This is a genomic window from Bacillus sp. KICET-3, from assembly GCF_033261025.1.
Taxonomy (GTDB): domain Bacteria; phylum Bacillota; class Bacilli; order Bacillales; family Bacillaceae; genus Bacillus; species Bacillus sonorensis.
On record NZ_CP137345.1, the window covers coordinates 4,333,555 to 4,353,834 of the forward strand.

Here is a 20,280-nt window from a genome sequence, read left to right on the forward strand (position 1 = left end):
TCATGAACATGCAAGGCGCAGCGACTGAAACATCATGTGATCGATTGCTTGAAGAAATTGCCGATTATGCGGTAAATGCCAACATTACGAGTGAAGAAGCGTTCGAGACGGCCCGTTACGTATTAATGGATACGCTCGGCTGCGGCATATTGGCGCTCAGATTTCCCGAATGCACCAAACACCTCGGACCGATCGCACCTGGAACGGTTGTCCCGAACGGAGCCCGCGTTCCCGGCACCCAGTTTGAACTCGATCCTGTGCAAGGTGCATTTAACATCGGCTGCATGATTCGCTGGCTCGATTATAATGACACATGGCTTGCAGCCGAATGGGGTCATCCGTCTGATAACCTGGGGGCCATTTTATCCTCTGCGGACTTTTTGAGCAGACAGCGGATCGCCGCCGGAAAAGATCCGCTCACAATGGATGATGTCCTCACAGCGATTGTAAAAGCTCATGAAATTCAAGGAATTCTCGCTCTCAACAACAGCCTGAACAGAAACGGACTTGACCATGTTCTATTTGTGAAAGTCGCTTCCGCGGCCGTCGCCTGCTCTCTTTTAGGCGGTACAAAACAGGACGTCATCAATGCCGTTTCACAAGCCTGGGTTGACAACTCGAGCCTGAGGACATACCGTCACGCACCGAACACCGGCTCGCGAAAGTCCTGGGCGGCAGGTGATGCCACAAGCCGAGGCGTCCGGCTCGCGCTGATGACTTTAAAAGGCGAAATGGGGTATCAAACGGCATTATCCGCGCCGATGTGGGGATTTCAGGATGTATTGTTTGGAGGAAAGGAATTAACGCTTGCAAGACCGTTCGATTCTTACGTTATCGAAAACGTCCTCTTTAAAATATCGTTCCCGGCTGAATTCCATGCCCAAACGGCGGCGGAAGCGGCGATTCAGCTACACGGCCAAGTAAAAGACAGACTTGATGACATTGATCACATCGTTATTACGACGCATGAATCCGCCATCAGGATCATCGACAAAACCGGAGAATTACACAATCCGGCAGACCGTGACCACTGTCTGCAGTATATCACGGCGATCGGCCTGATCTACGGGGAGATCACCGCTGAGCATTATGAGGACGAAATCGCGCAAAACCCGGAAATCGACCGCCTCCGCGCGAAAATGAAAACAGTGGAAAACAAACAATATTCCGCCGACTATCTTGACCCGGAAAAACGAAGCATCGCAAACGCTGTCCAAGTATTTTATAAAGACGGCACACATTCAGAAAACATTTCAATCGAGTACCCGATCGGCCATCGGCGCAGGCGGAATGAAGGCATCCCGCTGTTAAAAGAAAAATTCATCAACAATTTGAAAACCCGTTTTCCGGCCAGACAAGCGGAGAGAATCAATTCTTTGCTGAATGATCCGCACATTTTAAAAGACACATCTGTCCCGGACTTTATGGAACTGTTTGTGATCTAGGAGGTGTTATTCATGTGGATTGTCACAAAACAAACGAGTCAGGAAGAGCTGGCGGAAACGTTCAAAAAGCTTATCCGGTCACCGGATATCCTGAAAATCCCCGGCGTTCATGACGGAATGGCAGCGATCACCGCCAAAAACGTCGGGTTTAAGGCTCTTTATCTCTCAGGGGCCGCTTATACGGCAAGCCGCGGACTGCCTGATCTGGGGATGATTCATTCTCAAGAGATGGCGGAAAAAGCCCGCGAGCTGGTCAGAGCCGCAAATCTTCCGGTTTTGGTCGACATTGATACAGGCTACGGCGGTGTGCTGAACGCTGCGCGAACGGCGGCGGAAATGCTGGAAAGCAGAGTCGCGGCTGTTCAAATCGAAGATCAGCAGCTTCCCAAAAAATGCGGGCACTTAAATGGTAAATCGCTTATCCCCGCAGAAGATATGATCGCTAAAATTAAGGCAATCAAAGAGACAGCCCCGTCCCTTGTCATCGTGGCCCGCACCGATGCAAAAGCGGTTGAAGGCAGAGACGCGGCAATCAGACGGGCCAATCTATACGCAGAGGCCGGGGCCGATGCGATTTTTCCCGAGGCTCTGACAAGCGAAGACGATTTTCAGGACATGGCTTCAGCGGTCAATGCGCCTTTGCTCGCTAATATGACGGAATTCGGAAAAACGCCTTATTTTACGGCTGAGGAATTTCAATCTTTCGGCTTCAGCATGGTGATTTATCCAGTCACTTCACTGCGTGCCGCGGCAAAAGCGTATGAACGGGTCTTTGCGGAAATATATGAAAAAGGAACGCAAAAAGGCGTACTGAAGGATATGCAAACCCGTGAAGAACTATATGATGCCATTCATTACTATGATTATGAGCAGCTCGACGAATCGATTGCAAAAACCGTACTGCCCGAAATCGGGAAAGAAAGCCGCTAGGCGGGGAATCCCGCAACGGACCATTAAAGCAAAAGGCTGCCGAACTTATCGGCAGCCTTTTGCAGACCTATATCAGCGCCATCAGCGACCCGCCAGCAGCACCCGTACAAACGACCACCCAAGGAGGCAGCTTCCAGTAGGCAAGCATGCTGAATAAAACCGCTGCAAACGCAAAATCAATCGGAGCCAATATCGAACTGGTCCAAATCGGATGGTAAAACGCCGAAATCAAAATTCCGACAACGGCTGCATTTACTCCCATTAACGCCCCTTTTACTTTCGGATTGCGGCGCAGGGAATCCCAAAAAGGCAGCGTTCCTAAAATAAGGAGAAATGCCGGCAGAAAGATCGCCGCAGTCGCAAGTAACGCGCCCTGCCAGCCGCTAATGACAGCGCCGAGATATGACGCAAAAGTAAACAGAGGACCCGGAACAGCCTGTGCCGCACCATAACCGGCTAAAAACGCTTCCTCGCCCATCCATCCGGAAGGTACAAATTCCCGTTCCAACAAAGGCAAAACGACATGTCCACCGCCAAACACCAATGAACCCGATCTGTAAAAGCTGTCAAAGAGCGCAATCCAGCCGTTTGCCGTCATCTCCCTTAATACCGGTAGAAGAATAAGCAGTCCGAAAAATAAGCTCAGGCAGCATACCGCAAACCTCCGTGATATCGGAAATTGTATGACAGAATGCTCTGCTGCTTTTTGATTCTTATAAAAAAGAAGGCCGAGAAAAGCAGCCACTAAAATGACGCAAACCTGGATATAAGCCGTCTGCCACAACAGCGCGGCGACCAGTGCAAACAAGGCGATGGACTTTCTTTTTACATCCGGCGCCAGTTTTTGCGCCATCCCTATGATCGCGTGGGCGACAACTGCGACGGCAACGATTTTCAGTCCGTGAATCCAGTCCGCCGTTTCGGCGTCCCATCCTTGAAGTATCAACGCAAATACAATCAGGGCGACAACAGATGGCAGCGTAAATCCGAGAAATGCGAGAATACCGCCAAGCAGGCCTCCGCGCATCACGCCGATCCCGATCCCGACCTGGCTGCTGGCTGGACCGGGGAGGAACTGGCATAAGGCAACCAGGTCGGCATAGTTTTTTTCGTCGAGCCATTTTCTCTTCCTGATATATTCGGCATGAAAATATCCCAAGTGGGCGATCGGCCCGCCAAACGATGTCAGTCCGAGCCTCGTCGATACGATAAGAATCTCGAGCAGCGTTTTCCAGCTTCTGTCCGCATGATGTTTGGTCACCCTTCCACTCCTTTCCGCTTATTCTTTTATTTCTTTAAACAATTCATACGCTTTCAGTCTCGCTTCCTTCAGCACGCGAATCCCTTTCTCTGTGGCCGAATAATACTTCCTGATCTTTCCGTCCACATTCTTTTCCTCTTTGTCCAGAAGTCCGTCAGACTCCATCGAATGGAGGATTGGATACAATGTTCCCGCGCTGATGTTATACCCGTGCTCCTTTAGCTCTTCAAGCATCCATAAGCCGAATATCGGATGTTCACTGGCATGATGCAAAATGTGAATCTGAATAAATCCGAGAAATAATTTTCGCAGCACTTTGTCTTCCAATGCGGCACCTCCTAATATCGAAATTCAATATCGGTTTTCGATATTGTATCATCAGCAAGATCCTCTTACAAGAGTTTTAGACAAAAAAACAAGCCCGCATATGGACTTGTTTTTTTCATATCATGACTGGTGCTGAACACGGTGAAGGCTGGCGAATATTCCGCCCTTTTCAACCAATTCATCGTGTGAGCCTTCTTCGGCAATTCCGTTTTCCGTCACCACGACAATCCGGTCGGCGTTGCGGATCGTGGCAAGCCTGTGGGCGATGATGAGCGTTGTCCGGTCTTTGGCAAGCTCTGTCAAAGCATTTTGAATGATCTGCTCCGTTTCTGTATCAAGAGCGGATGTCGCTTCATCCAAAATGAGAATCGGCGGGTTTTTCAAAAACATCCTCGCGATCGCAATCCGCTGCTTTTGACCTCCGGACAGCTTCAGTCCTCTTTCGCCGACCTGTGTTTCATAGCCGTCGGGGAGCGACTCAATCAGCTGCTCCAAATGAGCCATTTTTGCCGCGCGTTTAATTTCTTCATCAGTTGCATCCAATTTCCCGTATGCAATGTTTTCACGCAGTGTCCCTGTAAACAGAAACACATCCTGTTGAACAATGCCGATTTGTGAACGCAGAGACCGCTTTGTCATCTTGCGAATGTCAATGCCGTCAATCGTAATCGAACCTCCGTCAACATCGTAAAAACGCGGAATCAGCGAGCTGATCGTCGTTTTTCCCGCTCCCGACGGACCGACAAACGCAACCGTCTCGCCCGCTTTAATCGATAAATCAATCCCGTTTAAAACAGGCTTATATTCTTCATAGCCGAACGTTACATTGTGAAAGACGATGTTTCCCTCTAAGGCTGGTACATCAATCGCATCTTTGCGGTCGACAATCTGCGGCTTTGTATCGATCAACTCGGTAAACCGCTTGAAGCCGGCCATCCCTTTTGGATAGAGCTCCAGTATCGCGCTGATTTTATCAATCGGCTTAAACAACACGTTGACATACAGAACAAACCCGACGAATTCCCCATATGTCAGGCTTCCTGAAAAACTGAGCCACGCCCCGAATACAAGAACCGAAAGAATCATCAAGCGCGTCATTAAAAATGTCCCCGCAGTCGTCAGAGCCATTGTTTTATAGCCCTTCAGCTTTGCCCTGCGGAACTTTTGATTGTTTTTCAGAAAACGGGAAATCTCAAAGCGTTCATTTGTGAAGGATTGTACGACGCGGACACCTGATACGCTGTCCTCAACCCTTGCGTTTACATCCGCGATTTCGCTGTACATTTCCCTCCAGGCCCGGTTCATTCTAATATTTGAATATGTGATCAGCCCGATTAATAACGGCACGAACAAAATCGCGACCAGCGCCAGTTTCACATTAATCGTCAGCATGATCCAAAACGCGCCCAAAAAGGTCATGACCGCGATGAACAGATCTTCAGGCCCGTGATGGGCAAGCTCTCCGATATCAAACAAATCGTTTGTGATGCGGCTGATGATGTGTCCTGTTTTCGTATTGTCAAAGTAGCGGAAAGATTGGCGCTGTACATGCTGGAAAAGCTCCTGGCGCATGTCCGTCTCAATGTTGATCCCCAGTTTATGGCCGAAGTAATTGACGATATACTGAAGCCCGGTGCTGAGCAGGTAGATCAATAAAAGCCCGATGCTTACCCAGACAATTTCTGTCCAATCGCCTCCCGGAATCAATGTATCGATAAACCACTGAACAACCAGCGGAAACGCAAGCTCTAAAACGGCGACGATAATCGCGCTGGTAAAGTCAATGAAAAACAGCCGTTTATGTGGTGTGTAGTATGAAAAAAAGCGGCGAATCATTTTAAGATGTGCACTCCTTTTTTAAAGGCTCTATGAAATAGATCGTATCACAGTTTAAAGGATGAAGTGCAAAAATTTTGAAAAATAATTGAAAAACATTCTCAAATCAGCACGGATGCTACTGACCGATGCATAAAGGAAGCCCGGCTTCCCTCATTCCCTCTGCCACGAGCCCGGCGATTTCCCCAGCGCCGTATTCGCAAAAATGCGTATTGTCTTCAACTCCATCCGGGTAGTTGGGATGCTCTCCAGGCTTAAGCCACAAAAACAGCTTCTTCGCCGATTCAGCTCCCATGGACTGAAGCAGCCGGCCGCTTGTTTCTGTAAGGTCGATGAGCGGGACATGAAGCTCATCTGCAAGCTGTCTCACGGCATCCGGATAATCGCCATGGGTATTCCGCAGCCGGCCTTCAGAATCGAACGACCTTCTTTGAACGGGTGTGATCAGCACCGGATGGGCGTTTTTCAGTCTGGCGGAATCGATATATCGGCGCAAATAAGCCTGATATGTTCCATAAGGATCGGTATAACGTTCATCCGGCTTTTGATCGTTATGTCCGAACTGGACAAATAAATAGTCTCCGGATCGTATGTATTCCAAAATGCGCTGCAATCTGCCTTCCTCTACAAAGCTTTTTGAACTTCTTCCTGACACCGCTTCGTTCCGGACGAGGATGCCCGGATTTAACAATTCTCCTATTTTCTGCCCCCAGCCGGCTCTCGGCGCAGAAGAAGCATCATAGTTAGATACTGTTGAATCCCCCGCCAAAAACAGTTGCATATGTTTCATCGTCCATCCCCCTCATGCTCTTTTTTATATATTAGGATGGAAATCAATATACGGCAACAAAAATACTTTTTTAACCATTTTGTTCGTTATACGGCTCTTTTTCTATAAAAACGTCTATTAATTGACAGAAAACTATTAAATATTTTAAATTTCTTCAAGAAATTTACCTAAAAATATTTACTTGTCTGGTAAATGGTGATAGATTAATGGAGCAAGAAAAGGAATTTAGTTGATCGCGATCGTATTTTTGCCTTTTCTTGATATTTTCCGGACGTCCTCTACTTAATCGCCATTTAGGAGGAACTTGCAGATGCTTAAACGTAATATCATCAGTAAAATCAGTATTGGTCTGCTAACTTCTGCAGCTTTATTTTCATTTATTCTTCCTTCCCAGGAAGCACACGCGACTTTTTTTAGAAGCGAACCGACTCTTCATGTCGAAACCGTTGACAGCAATAAAGAATGGACAACCTCTGACATTGAAGTCACCTACAAACCGAATTTTTTCGTCGGTGCCAGCTATGTGGAATTTAACTTCCCGTATCGCTTCCATGCGAACACAAGGGATTCACTAAATGGCAGAACATTAAATTATACGCAGATTCTAAATGACGGACAAACCGTCCGGGTTCCCGTCTATGCGTTCAGCTCCTCTCAATTCAAGCTGGTGATGGTCCGAAAAACGCTTCCGAATGCCGGCACCCACAGAGTCACCGCTGAGTTGCAAAAATTCGGAAGACATTATCACCATGCAGAAGCAACAGTGGAAATCGCTCCCCGTTAATCCTCATCTGCATGAAAAACCTCCGGAGGCTTGAAGCTCCGGAGGTTTTTCACTTGGACGCCCGGCGCCCGACCAACATCTTAAAACAAACCAGTGCACTAATATTGCAGCATACAATGACGACGGCCATCGGTAAAGCCGTATGACTTCCGGCGATACCTACAAGCGGCGCTGCGCCTGCGCCTAAAATAAACGTCAAAAGCCCCAAAAGCGCCGATGCGCTCCCGGCTGACTTCCCCTGGCTTTGCATGGCCAGAGAACCGCTCGACGTCGTCACAATTCCAATGCAGGAGACGACGATAAAGAGCGGGATCAAAACAAACATGAGCGGCGCATGAAAGACGACGGACACGAACAAGACCAGACTGGCGGCCAACGATATCATCAGTCCGCATCTCAATAAAGCTGCTTCACCGAACCGGCCGGCCAGCCTTCCCGTAATCTGGGCAGCGATGATAATGCCCAGGCCGTTTACCGCAAAACAAAAGCTGAAGGCCTGAGCAGACAGCCCGTAAATGTCTTGCAAAACAAATGGAGAAGCTGATATATAGCCGAACATCCCCGCTGTGATCAGTCCCTGCGCCAAAGCGTATCCCATAAAAGTCCGCTGGCCGAAAAGCCTTCCGAATGATACGAACGTCTCCTTGAAACCGCCTCTCGTCCGATTGTCCGGAGACAGCGACTCTCTAATTCCAATTATGACAGACAGAATAATGATGATCCCAAAGACGCCGATCATAAAAAACACGCCGTTCCAGGTCGTAACCTTCATCAACTGTCCGCCCGCTACCGGGGATACGATGGGAGCAATCCCGTTTACCAGCATCAGCAGCGAAAAGAATTTCGTCAATTCCGTACCCGAATATAAATCACGGGCAATCGCACGCGATATCACGATGCCGCCCGCCCCGGCCGCACCTTGGATAAACCGCATGGCGATCAATACCCAGACAGATGATGTTAATGCACATAAAAAAGATGCCGCGGCAAAAACGGCCAATGAAACGATCAGCGGTATCCTTCTGCCCAACACATCACTAAAAGGGCCGATGACTATTTGTCCGATTGCAAGCCCTAATAAACACGATGTTAAACTAAGCTGGACGATGGAAGCGCTCGTATGTAAATCATCAGCCATCTGCGGAAGCCCAGGCAAATACAAATCAATCACAACCGGACCGATTCCCGATAAAATGCCCAATATGACAGCGATCCATATCCTGTTTGGCTTAGCTTTCGACTGTGCGGCAAGATCTGCCTGGCTGTTCACCGTACCCATTGGATCACTCCTTTTTTCATATTATTAAAAACCGCCCCGAAAACCCTCCAGTGTATTGTATACCTTAAGTCATGATGTTGACAATCAGAAAAGCCGGGCAAGCCCGGCTGATTAGTAAGATTCATATTTTTTAAAAACAAAAACGGTGCACATGAACAAAAGAAACACAATTCCCGCAGACGAAAACACCATCCAGCCGAAAGCATGGTCCCATGAACCATGCATAATAAAATAATCGGCCTGGCTTTTCGCCTTATCAGGCATCCACTCGGTAAAGCGGGGGAACAAGGAACCCGCCAGCGAAACGAAGGCGATGAAGCTGATGCTCATGCCGGCAATCCCCCCAATATGGCGAAACAAAGCACTGAAAAACATCGCAACCGACATAACAAATATAATCCATATGCTGTACACGGATAAACTGAATAAAAACCGTTCAAGTTCAACCTTGCCGAATAGAAGATTTGTATAATAGAAAGCCAATCCGTAGCTCACAGCAAATGAAGCCAATACGAGCAGCACATGCTGGAGCCACTTGCTGCCGATATACTGCAGCGGGCTGACAGGCCTCGCCATCACCAATGAAAGAGATCCTTGGTTTCGTTCATTGACAATGCTGCCCATCACGCTGAAAACGAAAATCGCAGTACCGACCGTGCTGAACTGGGACAAGGTACTCGCCATAACCTCCTCACTCCTAGGCCTTGGTATATCGATCACTGCTCCCTCAGGCAAATTCCCGGCCATATCGATGATTTGGGGCATATAATACAGGCTGAGCGGCTGAATCAAGCCAAGAAGGATCAGAACGGCAGGCAGCCAAAACAGCTTGCCGTCCTTCCAGCTTTCCGTCCATTCTTTTTGAAATAACATATAAAATGAATTCATAGCCCCATCACCTTCATATACATATCTTCCAAAGACTGCGTTTTTTGTTCAAAACGAAGAATCGATACATGTCTGTTCAAGCATTCAGCCAACAATCGGCGGCTGTCAGACCGATCAGTTAAAACAATGTTAGCTTGTGAAGGTTTATCATACGCAACCTTGCTGACAAAAGGCAGGTGTTCCAGCCATCCTTCAAGGCTTTCTTCAGCTGTCAGAATGTAAGACGGCTTTAGATGCCGGTTCTTCAATTTATGAAGCGGACCGGACCATTTGACAGCCCCTTCTTTCAGCATGATCACTTGATCGCATACCTCTTCGGCATCATGCAGGACATGCGTCGAGAAGAGAATCGTCATCTTCGTTTTTAAATTCTTCATGATCTCGAGTACTTCGCGCCGTCCCGCCGGATCGAGCGCGGAAACAGGTTCATCCAAAATCAAAAGCTTTGGCTCGTGAACCAAAGCCTGTGCCAGTCCGAGCCTTTGCTTCATCCCTCCTGAAAAACCGCCGATTTTCAGGTCTTCTTCCTTTTCCAGACCGACATAGCGCAAAGCGGACCGGCTCTTTTCCATGGCTTCACGGTGTTTCAGCTTGGAAAGCCTTGCGGCGAACAACATATATTCTAAAGCCGTCATCCATGAAAAAAACGCAGGATGCTGAGGCAAATATCCGATTTCCAGCCTGTTTATCGATTCCCTCCCCAAAAAACGGATGTGTCCTGATGTAGGCGCCAATAAACCGGAAAGCATTTGCAATGTCGTCGTTTTTCCCGCTCCGTTTGGCCCGAGAAGGGCAACGCATTGCTGATATTCAAGGTCAAAGCTGACATTTTGGACAGCTTGGTGCTGCTGATATATTTTTGTTAAGCCATTGACGGACAGCATCACACACGCCTCCTCTCATATGTTTTTTTACCGATGATAAAGTAAGAGACGGGACCGACAAAACTGATCCCTAAAATGATCAAAATCCACATCCACTTTGGGCCATTCGTTTTCTCCTGTTTCATGCAACTGACCAACGCGGACACCGCTAAAATGATATACAGCACAATGAAAGGGGCAATCAGCGCCCAAGGTATATCTGCTCTTTCAGTCATGACGACGGCCTCCTTTTCTTATGAAACGGCCTTACAACAAACAAATAATAGAATAATAAAGGCATCGGTGTTTGGATCAAGCCCCATATTCCCCAGAACCACGCATTGGTTCCCTTTTTCTTCGCATCAAGAAACAGAAAGATGCTCTGCGCAAATAAAAGCGGCGAAATGCAAAGAAGCAAAAGCAGTTTTTCCTGGGTCATGTCAAGATTCATTTAATCAGCCTCCCCGTCAGCCGTACGCCGCCTTTTTTCTAACAGGGCGAGCGCAGGCAGCAATATAAGCGCCGCTCCTTGCACCATGATAAAAACAGCCGGAACTTGAACGGAAATTGTCAAGTAAGCCGATAAAATCACCAGCGCCATGACGATAAAACAAAGCAATTCCTTTTTGAGCGCCCGCTTGCGCTCTTGTTTAAACCGGGCTAAACGCTGATTCAGTTCAAATGCTTGAGGAACCGGCGGAACAAAAGTATCATCAAGCTTTTCGAGTTCGTGTTTCAAATGCGCAACCGTTTCTTTTTTATCTCGTTCATTCACTGTTCCCACTCCTTTCGAATTTTCTTTAACCCGTGATGCACGCGCGATTTGACGGTACCTTCTTTTATTTTCAGCATGTTTGCCACTTCAGGGTAAGTAAACCCGTAGTAATGTCTTAACAAGATTGGCATTCTGATTTCAGCCTCAAGTGCAGCGAACAGTTCCAAGAATTCGCTCCATTCATGGCCGTGAAGGGAAGACTCCCATTTCATTTTTCGCACGGCCGCTTCTCCTGCGGCCTGGGTTTTGCGGTTTTCGCGTTTTTTCCGGCGCTGATGGTCGATAAACAGCCGGGAAGCAATCGAAATCAGCCATGTTGAAAATTTCGCGTTACCCTGAAACTGTTGAAGGCCGATATACGCTTTCAGCATCGTTTCCTGGACCAAGTCCTCTGTGAGATCAGGGTTTAGCGTTAATTTCAGCACATATTGATATACAAAAGAGTAGTGAAGCTGAAACAGTTTAGTAAAAGCGGCATCTTCCCCGTCTTTTGCCTGCATGATCAGTTCTTTTTCATCTGCTTGATCCACTAAAACGCCAACCCCCTTTCTTTTTGTCTCTGTATCTACGACGACAGCCGCAGGCAAACCGTTCAATTCTATTTCAATAAGATAAAAAATCATCTTGTTTTCCGGCAAGGATTTATGATGTACTTGAATTTAAAGGGGTGTGAATAAAAAGGGATGGAGCTGCAAAAACAACTCGTCTATGAAGAAAAACAAATTTTAAGGAAAGATCATGTGATTTTTTGGGGTGCCGTTTTTTGCTTCTGGTTTGCTACATACATCTATGTCCCGGTTTTCGGAATATATTTGGACAGCATCGGATTTTCTTACTCAGCGATAGGAATCGTGCTGGGAAGCTACGGTGTCACGCAGATATTACTGCGGTTTCCGTTCGGCATCCTGTCAGATGTTCTTTCACCGCTTAGAAAACAGCTGTTGATCAGCGGCTTTGCAATGTCCTTGTTGAGCTGCTTTATATTTCTGTTATTCGATTCGTTTATCATGGTGATCACGGCCAGGCTGCTTGCCGGTATGACTGCGGCGATGTGGGTGATGGCAACCGTATTATACTCGCAGTATTTCACAAAAGACCAATCGTCAAAAGCGATGGGCATCCTGCAGTTTTTAACGGTTCTCCCCCAATTTATCAGCATGGCTGTCAGCGGATACCTCGTCCACTTGTTCGGCTGGATGTTTCCGTTTTGGATCGGTGTTGCCGTATCATGCATCGGACTGGTTCTGTCATTTTACATTAAAGATAACGGGCCCCGCCATACGGCCAAAGGGATGGCTTTGTCAGACTATGTCAAACAGACTGTGCGCCTCCCTGATTTAAAAGCGATTACAACATTATCGTTTTTAGCCCACGCCGTGTTATTTATGACCGTGTTCGGCTTCACGCCGATTTACGCGGAGACGGTCGGAATCGATGAGAAACAGCTGCTTTGGGTCATGTGCGCTTTTTTTGTTCCGCAAACACTTGCATCCGTATGGTGCATCTTTTACAAAGTAAAGGCCGCAGATGCACTGATATGGATATCTTATGTGATAACGGCTGTTTTCCTTTGCTTGCTGCCGTTTGCCGAGTCCCTTTTCGCGGTGTGTTTGATCCACACTGTGACAGGATTGACATTGGGATTTATTTTTCCGCTTTTGGTCAGCAAAGTCGTTCAGCTTGGTACGCCTCAGCTCAAAATGTCTGTGATGGGTTTCTATCAATCTTTTTATGCGCTCGGTTTTTTTCTCGGCCCGATTGCGGCGGGAAAGATGGCTGAACAATTGGGGCTGCGGGAAGTATTTTGGTTTGCGGCGGCTTTGTCATTAGCCGCTGCATGTATCATGCTCTTTTCAAAACAGTTTCGTATATTTGCAGCAGGAAGACGGGGGTAAATCCTTAAAATCGTTCAACCGCCAAAGGACCTGTCAGCCCCGCTGTAAGTGAAACAGCGATGAATCCCGGGGATCATCGCTGTTTTCCGCTTTAATACGGGTCTTGAGAATGGCCTTTTTCTTCCGCTTGCTTTGGCGCATCTTCAGCGCCTTCTGCCCCAATCGGCTCCCGGCTGGATGTATTTTGGCTTGAGTCGTTTTTCAAACCTTCCTCGACCCTGCTTCCATATTCCTTGTCGCATTGCTTCAGCATCTCGATCATTTTCGTTTGGATTCTTTTGTCACATGGCGCAAGAGTATTGACCAGATTCGTGATCAGCTCGTCCTTTTCCCAGTCATCGAAATGCCTGTAAGTGTCCCCGGCCTGCTTGAAGTTATTCTGCCTGTCGATACTTTCGCGGACCAGATTTCCTTCCACATGCGGCGTGTATTCTTTGCCGTCCTGCTTCGCTTCTTTCAGCCCGTTGATGGTTGAAGGTTCATAGTTGATGTGCGGGCTTTGATTTTTGCCTAAATCGACCTTGTACTGCATCTGGCCTCCCCGCTGATTGGTTGCCACCCTTTTTTTCGGCGCATTAATCGGCAGCTGCAGATAGTTGGCTCCCACTCTGTAGCGCTGTGTATCGGAGTAGGAAAACGTACGTCCCTGAAGCATTTTGTCATCGGAAAAATCAAGACCGTCGACCAGCACTCCTGTTCCAAACGCCGCCTGTTCGACTTCTGTAAAATAGTCTTCCGGATTTTTGTTTAATACCATTTTGCCGACAGGCAGCCAAGGAAATTGATCCTCAGGCCACAGCTTTGTGTCGTCAAGCGGGTCAAAATCGAGTTCAGGGTGCTCATCATCACTCATGATTTGAACGAACAGCTCCCACTCCGGAAAATCTCCCCGCTCAATCGCTTCATATAAATCTTGTGTGGCGTGATTGAAGTTTTTCGCCTGAATCTCTTCCGCCTCTTTTTGCGTTAAGTTTTTGATTCCCTGCTTCGGTTCCCAGTGATATTTCACAAGGACGGCTTTTCCTTCTTGGTTCACCCACTTGTACGTGTTGACACCGGACCCCTGCATCTGCCGGTAGTTCGCCGGAATGCCCCAAGGCGAAAACAAAAATGTGATCATGTGCATGGCTTCAGGCGTGTTGGAAATGAAATCAAAAATTCTTTCGCCGTCCTGCAAATTCGTAACAGGGTCCGGCTTAAATGCATGGATTAAATCAGGAAACTTCACCGCATCACGGATAAAGAAGATCTTCAGATTATTTCCGACCAGATCCCAGTTTCCGTCTTCCGTATAAAATTTCACAGCAAAACCGCGAGGATCGCGGAGCGTTTCAGGAGAGGATATTCCGTGCGTAACCGTTGAAAAACGGACAAATACGGGTGTCTTTTTTCCTTTTTCCTGAAACAGCTTTGCTCTCGTATACTTTGAGACCGGCTCATCGCCTGCAGTCCCATAAGCTTCGAAATAGCCGTGCGCTCCGGCTCCCCTGGCATGAACGACCCGCTCCGGAACCCTCTCCCTGTCAAAGTGGCTGATCTTCTCCAAAAAATCATAGTTCTCCAATGTTGAAGGACCTCTGTTTCCGACGGTTCTGATGCTCTGATTGTTCGTTATTGGATGTCCTTGCCGATTGGTTAAGGTATCGTCCGTTTCCATATCCGATTTTTTCTGATGCTCTTGATACCCCATATGAATCCTCCTTTATTTGGAATAATCTTTAACTTATCCCAAAGAGGAAAATATATACAGATGAACCCTAATTAATAATCATTAAAAAAAGATTCCATTTTTTTATTTATAATTATTATAAATAAATATTGTTTTTTTCTTGAGAAATGTTATCATTATTTTTGTAATCAAATTTTACGCGAGGTGATCCTTTTATGACGACAAGCAAAAACAACCTTACAACCAGCTGGGGCGCTCCGGTTGGAGATAATCAAAACTCAATGACGGCAGGTTCCCGGGGACCGACTCTGATTCAAGACGTCCACCTCCTTGAAAAACTTGCCCACTTCAACAGAGAGCGTGTGCCTGAACGGGTTGTGCATGCAAAAGGCGCCGGTGCACATGGTTATTTTGAAGTCACAAATGATGTTTCCAAATATACAAAAGCCAAATTTTTATCTGAAACAGGAAAACGCACACCTTTATTTGTCCGTTTTTCCACTGTAGCAGGCGAAAACGGTTCAGCAGATTCCGTTCGCGACCCTCGCGGATTCGCTGTTAAATTTTATACAGAGGAAGGGAATTACGACCTGGTTGGCAACAACACACCGGTTTTCTTTATTCGCGATGCGATTAAATTCCCTGATTTTATTCATACACAAAAGCGCCATCCGGTAACACATTTGAAAAACCCTGATGCCGTATGGGATTTTTGGTCTTTATCCCCTGAATCACTGCATCAAGTCACAATCCTCATGTCTGACCGCGGGATTCCGGCCACATACCGTCACATGCACGGCTTCGGCAGCCATACATTCAAATGGGTGAACGCAGAAGGTGACGGCGTATGGGTTAAGTACCACTTTAAAACCGAACAGGGCATTAAAAATTTGACTGAAGAAGTGGCCACACGGATTGCAGGCGAAAATCCGGATTACCACACGCAAGATTTATATGAGGCCATTGAAAAGGGCGACTTCCCGGCATGGAAACTGTACGTACAAATCATGCCTTTAGAAGACGCGGATACGTACCGTTTTGATCCGTTTGATGTCACAAAGGTATGGTCTCAAAAGGATTATCCTTTGATTGAAGTGGGCCGCATGGTATTAAACCGCAATCCGGAAAACTATTTCGCTGAGGTTGAGCAAGCGACGTTCTCTCCTGGAACGCTTGTGCCGGGGATCGAACCTTCACCTGACAAAATGCTTCAGGGACGGCTGTTCGCATATGCCGATGCCCATCGCTATCGTGTCGGAGCCAACCACAACAGCCTGCCGATCAACCGTCCGAAGACTGACGTCCATAACTATCAGCGCGACGGTCAAATGCGCTTTGACAATAACGGCGGCGGCTCCGTCTACTATGAACCGAACAGCTTCGGAGGCCCGGCGGAAACACCGGAACATAAAACAACGGCTTACCCTGTTTCAGGGTCTGCAGACAGCGTCGCCTACGATCACAACGACCATTATACGCAGGCCGGCGACCTGTACCGCCTGTTAAGCGAAGATGAACGTTCACGACTGATCAGCAATATCGTCGGCTCGATGAAACAAGTGACAAAAGACGAGATCAAACTGCGTCAGATCAAGCATTTTTACAAAGCAGATCCTGATTATGGCACACGCGTTGCACAAGGGCTCAACTTGTCAGTGCCACAGGAAGTTTAAACGGCAACCTTTCATTTCTCAATTACAAGGCATTCGTTTCATACGGATGCCTGTTCATTCATCCACATTGGCGGGGGATTTACTATGGAAGATGAAAAAATGACAGAACTCATCCCGCTTTTGAAAAAGAGCGGATTACGTGTGACAACTCAAAGATTGCAGATCTTAAAAACGATGATTGCGATCAATGGCCATCCATCAGCAGAGGATATCCACCAGGAGCTTCCATTTATGAGTTTGCCGACAATATACGGCAATCTCAAGTTGTTTGTAAAGCTCGGAGTGATACAGGAACTCCCCTATGGAAGCGGAAAAAGCAAGTATGAGCTTGTTAAACGGCACCATTATCATGTGATCTGCAAGTCGTGCGGGAAAATCGTTGATCTCGACTACCCCCTTCTAAAAGAGGTCGAGCACGCAGCTGCACAGTTAACGAATTATAAGATTCACACGCATGATTTAGAGATTTACGGAACATGTACGGCATGCCAAGACCAGCAGCAGAGGTGAAGATAACATGGCAAGAAAAAAAATCGGCCTACTCGTCATGGCTTACGGCACTCCTTACAAGGAGGAGGATATCATCCCGTATTATACGCATATCCGCCATGGAAAGAGACCGAGCGACAGCATGATTGAAGATTTAAAAAAACGCTATCAGCATATCGGCGGAATTTCTCCGCTTGCAGAAATTACAGCCTCTCAAGCAAAAAAATTGGAAGAAGCGTTGAACGCCCGGCAAGATGATGTTGAATTTATCATGTATATCGGGTTAAAACACATCTCTCCATTTATTGAGGATGCGGTTGAACAAATGAAGCAGGATCAGATCGAGGAAGCGGTTTCCATCGTCTTGGCCCCCCACTACTCTACCTTTAGCACAGAGGTGTACAACCGGCGGGCGAAAAAAGCGGCGCAGGACATCGGCGGTCCCCGGATCACCTCCATTCGTGAATGGTATCAAGAAGAAGGCTTTATCAGCTATTGGGCGGAAGAAATCGGCAGGATATTAAGACAGATGCCGCAGAATGAGCTGCAAAACACGATGGTTATTTGCTCCGCCCACAGTTTGCCTGAAAAGATTCTCGAACATGGCGATCCCTATCCGAAGCAGCTTGCGGAAACAGCACAGCTCATCTCTGAACGCCTTCCATTTAATCAGGTGACAGTCGCCTGGCAAAGCGAAGGGAACACACCGGATCCATGGCTTGGGCCTGATGTTCAGGATGTAACGCGGGAGCTTTTCCGGGAAGGCTACAGATCCTTTATATATACGCCAGTCGGCTTTGTGGCTGACCACCTGGAAGTTCTTTATGATAACGACTATGAATGCAGAGTGATAACGGATGAGCTTGGCGCCAACTATTACCGTCCGCCGATGCCCAACACCGATCCCCGTTTGATTGAAGTGCTTGCAGACGTCGTCTTGCAAAAGGTCAACGGCCAAGCAAAACCGGAGCTGACATGAATGCCGCTCCGGTTTTGCTTTTTAAAATCTTTATCGTTTGCACCCTTGACCGCACCCAGGCAAATCGAAAAAGCCTATGCCCGCCACAATGCTGAGGACAGGTGAATCGTTGAACCGACAAAATATAGGAACCCGGCAACTATGGAATATCATTTCCATAGTTGCTTTTTTTTTGCAGATTGATATGACAAAAGCTCTCCCCTTCCATACGCTTTGCCTCAGAATTGTGTCTTTTGTCATAATCAACAGCTTATACGCGAATTGAACTAATTTCATGATTATTCAGATAATTCCGTCCATTGTGCTATGCTCTCCATAATTCCAATAAAAGGGAGGTCGAGAGATGAGCATTTGCCGCCAGCCGCCTTAATCCGTTGTAAGCGTTTTCTAAGGGGTTTTAAAAAAACAATGAGGAGGAAAACAATGAAGAAAATAATAAGCGTGATGTTCATTTTTGTCATCGGGTTGATCGGCTCTTTAACAGGGGCAGTTTCTGCGGAAGCCGCTTCTGTGCTCCATTCGCCAAAAGCCAGTCCGCTTGCCGATTTCAGTTTAACCGGCTTTGCTTCTTTAAATGGGGGAACAACCGGCGGTGAAGGCGGACAGACGGTTACCGTCACGACCGGAGACCAGCTGAACGCCGCCTTGAAAAACAAAAATTCGAATACACCTTTGAAAATTTACGTCAATGGTACAATTACAACCTCCAATACCTCTGAATCAAAAATTAATGTAAAAGACGTCTCTAATGTATCGATTCTCGGCTCCGGGACAAAAGGCGAACTCAAGGGCGTCGGCATTAAAGTGTGGCGGGCAAACAACATCATTATCCGCAATTTGAAAATTCATGAAGTCGCCGCAGGCGATAAAGACGCGATCAGCATTGAAGGTCCTTCCAAAAACATATGGGTCGATCATAATGAGCTTTACCACAGTTTAGATGTTGACAAAGACCACTATGACGGATTATTCGACGCCAAAAAAGACTCCCAATACATCACTTTCTCTTGGAACTATGTACATGATGCATGGAAATCGATGCTGATGGGCAACTCTGACAGCGACAATAACAATCGGACCATTACATTCCACCATAATTGGTTTGAAAACTTGAATTCCCGTGTTCCTGCATTCAGATTCGGTGAAGGCCACATTTATAACAACTACTACAGCAACATCATCGAAAGCGGCATCAACTCAAGAATGGGTGCACGCATCAAAATCGAAAACAATCTCTTTGAAAATGCCAAAGATCCGATCGTCTCCTGGTACAGCGATAAACCTGGCTATTGGGACGTGTCCAACAATAAATTTGTAAACTCGACAGGCAGCATGCCGACTTCCTCAACAACGACCTATCAGCCGCCTTACAAATACTCGCTCGACAGCGTGGACAATGTCAAAGCGGTCGTCACACAAAACGCCGGGGTCGGCAAAATCAATCCTTAAAAAGGTCAGTGGAAACGTCCGGGTTCCCCCCGGACGTTTCACGATGTTTATTCCTCATAATCCTTCCATACCTCCGGCAGCCAATGAGAAAGCTCATGTGCAAGCAAAGTATGCGCCGAGCGGGTGCTGATCCATGCGTCTGCACAGGCGCCATGCAGATGGACAGCGTTCAGCACCGCTTCTTTCGGATTTTCGTGGCAGCAGAGCATGCCGAGAAGCATGCCTGTTAACGTATCGCCTGTTCCTCCCTTCGCAAGAGCGCCATTGCCGGTCTGATTTCTCCAGCACTCTCCGTCTGGAAACGCGATGACCGTTTCATTTCCTTTCAAAACGATGGTTACTCCGAGTTTTACCGCCCATTCTTTGGCAAGAGATGCCCGTCGGGTCTGCACCTCTTGAATCGACAGACCGGTGATTCTTGAAAATTCCCCGGGATGGGGCGTCACAATAATCGGTGCTTTGCGATCGGGATACAGCCGTTTTGACAATGCCCCGGCGTCAAGCACAACCGGGCATTCTTCCTGCAATACCCTGCGCACGGCCAATTCCGTCGTTTCAGAAGGAAGCAGCCCCGGTCCAATCGCAATCGCCCGATAATGCTCTTCAACGTCTCCCCTTGCCGCTTTTTCCAGTCCATCCCGCCAATAGGTTGCCTCAGGGAGAACGGGAACGATCAGAGGAACAGCACTTTCTGATGTGCCAATAACAAGCTTTCCAATGCCGCTTCTCATAGCGCCGTAACCCGCAATCAGAGCCGCCCCCGGCATATCATCGCTTCCGGCAAGCAATAACCCTGTGCCGTATGTTCCTTTATGGCTGTCACTTCCCCTTTTCGGCAGCGAAGCTTTTACCCGCTCTTTCGTCCAAATCGGCAGCTTTTCTTCAGCCATCTAACTTCACACCCTTTTAAACAAACGTTTATTTAAGCTCTACCTGAATATACCCTGT

At 47.4% G+C, this 20,280-nt stretch carries 21 protein-coding genes; 8 read left to right on the forward strand and 13 right to left on the reverse strand.

What is annotated here, in order from left to right:
- Positions 1-2: 2 nt before the first annotated feature.
- Positions 3-1,445, forward strand: coding sequence for a bifunctional 2-methylcitrate dehydratase/aconitate hydratase (locus R5H20_RS22140; RefSeq protein WP_006639574.1), 1,443 nt, complete (start codon positions 3-5; stop codon positions 1,443-1,445).
- 12 nt (positions 1,446-1,457) lie between these two features.
- Positions 1,458-2,375, forward strand: a complete 918-nt coding sequence (prpB, locus tag R5H20_RS22145; protein ID WP_006639575.1) for a methylisocitrate lyase — start codon at positions 1,458-1,460, stop codon at positions 2,373-2,375.
- Positions 2,376-2,442: 67 nt separating this feature from the next.
- Here the strand turns inward: prpB and R5H20_RS22150 are convergent, their stop codons facing one another.
- From R5H20_RS22150 to R5H20_RS22165, 4 genes are all read right to left on the reverse strand, one after another.
- Entirely contained in the window at positions 2,443-3,636 is a 1,194-nt protein-coding gene (locus R5H20_RS22150) for a chromate transporter (protein ID WP_006639576.1), read from the reverse strand.
- Positions 3,637-3,654: 18 nt separating this feature from the next.
- On the reverse strand, positions 3,655-3,963 hold the full coding sequence (locus R5H20_RS22155) for a PadR family transcriptional regulator (protein WP_006639577.1): 309 nt from the start codon (positions 3,961-3,963) through the stop codon (positions 3,655-3,657).
- A gap of 120 nt (positions 3,964-4,083) precedes the next feature.
- On the reverse strand, positions 4,084-5,799 hold the full coding sequence (locus R5H20_RS22160) for an ABC transporter ATP-binding protein (protein WP_006639578.1): 1,716 nt from the start codon (positions 5,797-5,799) through the stop codon (positions 4,084-4,086).
- Between the two features lie 118 nt (positions 5,800-5,917).
- Positions 5,918-6,589, reverse strand: coding sequence for a rhamnogalacturonan acetylesterase (locus R5H20_RS22165; protein ID WP_006639579.1), 672 nt, complete (start codon positions 6,587-6,589; stop codon positions 5,918-5,920).
- Positions 6,590-6,899: 310 nt separating this feature from the next.
- Between R5H20_RS22165 and bslB the strand changes: the two genes are divergently transcribed.
- Positions 6,900-7,373: a biofilm surface layer hydrophobin BslB gene (gene bslB / locus R5H20_RS22170; RefSeq protein ID WP_006639580.1), complete on the forward strand. Its 474-nt coding sequence runs from the start codon at positions 6,900-6,902 to the stop codon at positions 7,371-7,373.
- A gap of 49 nt (positions 7,374-7,422) precedes the next feature.
- Here bslB and R5H20_RS22175 read toward each other — a convergent pair whose 3' ends face one another.
- The 7 genes from R5H20_RS22175 to sigY form a co-directional block, all read right to left on the reverse strand.
- Complete coding sequence (locus R5H20_RS22175) at positions 7,423-8,652, reverse strand: multidrug effflux MFS transporter (protein WP_006639581.1); 1,230 nt, start codon at positions 8,650-8,652, stop codon at positions 7,423-7,425.
- Positions 8,653-8,763: 111 nt separating this feature from the next.
- Complete coding sequence (locus R5H20_RS22180) at positions 8,764-9,540, reverse strand: ABC transporter permease (RefSeq protein WP_006639582.1); 777 nt, start codon at positions 9,538-9,540, stop codon at positions 8,764-8,766.
- Positions 9,537-10,424: an ABC transporter ATP-binding protein gene (locus R5H20_RS22185; RefSeq protein ID WP_006639583.1), complete on the reverse strand. Its 888-nt coding sequence runs from the start codon at positions 10,422-10,424 to the stop codon at positions 9,537-9,539. Before R5H20_RS22185 ends, R5H20_RS22180 begins: the two co-directional genes overlap by 4 nt.
- Entirely contained in the window at positions 10,424-10,639 is a 216-nt protein-coding gene (locus R5H20_RS22190) for a PLD nuclease N-terminal domain-containing protein (protein WP_006639584.1), read from the reverse strand. The genes R5H20_RS22185 and R5H20_RS22190 overlap by 1 nt, the downstream gene beginning before the upstream one ends.
- On the reverse strand, positions 10,636-10,854 hold the full coding sequence (locus R5H20_RS22195) for a hypothetical protein (RefSeq protein ID WP_006639585.1): 219 nt from the start codon (positions 10,852-10,854) through the stop codon (positions 10,636-10,638). Before R5H20_RS22195 ends, R5H20_RS22190 begins: the two co-directional genes overlap by 4 nt.
- Positions 10,855-11,178 carry a YxlC family protein gene (locus R5H20_RS22200; RefSeq protein WP_006639586.1) on the reverse strand — a complete coding sequence of 108 codons (324 nt, stop codon included), beginning with the start codon at positions 11,176-11,178 and terminating at the stop codon, positions 10,855-10,857.
- On the reverse strand, positions 11,175-11,678 hold the full coding sequence (gene sigY, locus R5H20_RS22205; RefSeq protein WP_241748831.1) for an RNA polymerase sigma factor SigY: 504 nt from the start codon (positions 11,676-11,678) through the stop codon (positions 11,175-11,177). The genes R5H20_RS22200 and sigY overlap by 4 nt, the downstream gene beginning before the upstream one ends.
- Positions 11,679-11,861: 183 nt before the next feature.
- On the opposite strand from sigY, the gene R5H20_RS22210 reads away from it, so the two are divergent.
- Entirely contained in the window at positions 11,862-13,073 is a 1,212-nt protein-coding gene (locus R5H20_RS22210; protein ID WP_155011474.1) for an MFS transporter, read from the forward strand.
- Positions 13,074-13,164: 91 nt separating this feature from the next.
- On the opposite strand, the gene R5H20_RS22215 is transcribed toward R5H20_RS22210, so the two are convergent.
- Positions 13,165-14,763 (reverse strand): catalase, encoded by a 1,599-nt coding sequence (locus R5H20_RS22215; RefSeq protein ID WP_006639588.1) that lies wholly within the window; start codon positions 14,761-14,763, stop codon positions 13,165-13,167.
- 194 nt (positions 14,764-14,957) lie between these two features.
- Here R5H20_RS22215 and katA point away from each other — a divergent pair, with 194 nt between their 5' ends.
- The 4 genes from katA to R5H20_RS22235 all read left to right on the forward strand — a co-directional run bounded on the left by katA (position 14,958) and on the right by R5H20_RS22235 (position 19,332).
- Positions 14,958-16,415: a catalase KatA gene (katA, locus tag R5H20_RS22220; RefSeq protein WP_006639589.1), complete on the forward strand. Its 1,458-nt coding sequence runs from the start codon at positions 14,958-14,960 to the stop codon at positions 16,413-16,415.
- Between the two features lie 84 nt (positions 16,416-16,499).
- A complete protein-coding gene (locus tag R5H20_RS22225; RefSeq protein ID WP_006639590.1) occupies positions 16,500-16,925 on the forward strand; it encodes a Fur family transcriptional regulator in 426 nt (141 codons plus the stop codon).
- A 7-nt stretch (positions 16,926-16,932) separates the two neighbouring features.
- On the forward strand, positions 16,933-17,883 hold the full coding sequence (hemH, locus tag R5H20_RS22230; RefSeq protein ID WP_006639591.1) for a ferrochelatase: 951 nt from the start codon (positions 16,933-16,935) through the stop codon (positions 17,881-17,883).
- A gap of 423 nt (positions 17,884-18,306) precedes the next feature.
- The gene (locus R5H20_RS22235) at positions 18,307-19,332 is read left to right on the forward strand and encodes a pectate lyase family protein (protein ID WP_006639592.1); all 1,026 of its coding nucleotides are present in this window, start codon (positions 18,307-18,309) and stop codon (positions 19,330-19,332) included.
- A 47-nt stretch (positions 19,333-19,379) separates the two neighbouring features.
- Here the strand turns inward: R5H20_RS22235 and R5H20_RS22240 are convergent, their stop codons facing one another.
- On the reverse strand, positions 19,380-20,222 hold the full coding sequence (locus R5H20_RS22240; protein ID WP_006639593.1) for an NAD(P)H-hydrate dehydratase: 843 nt from the start codon (positions 20,220-20,222) through the stop codon (positions 19,380-19,382).
- Between the last annotated feature and the right edge of the window lie 58 nt (positions 20,223-20,280).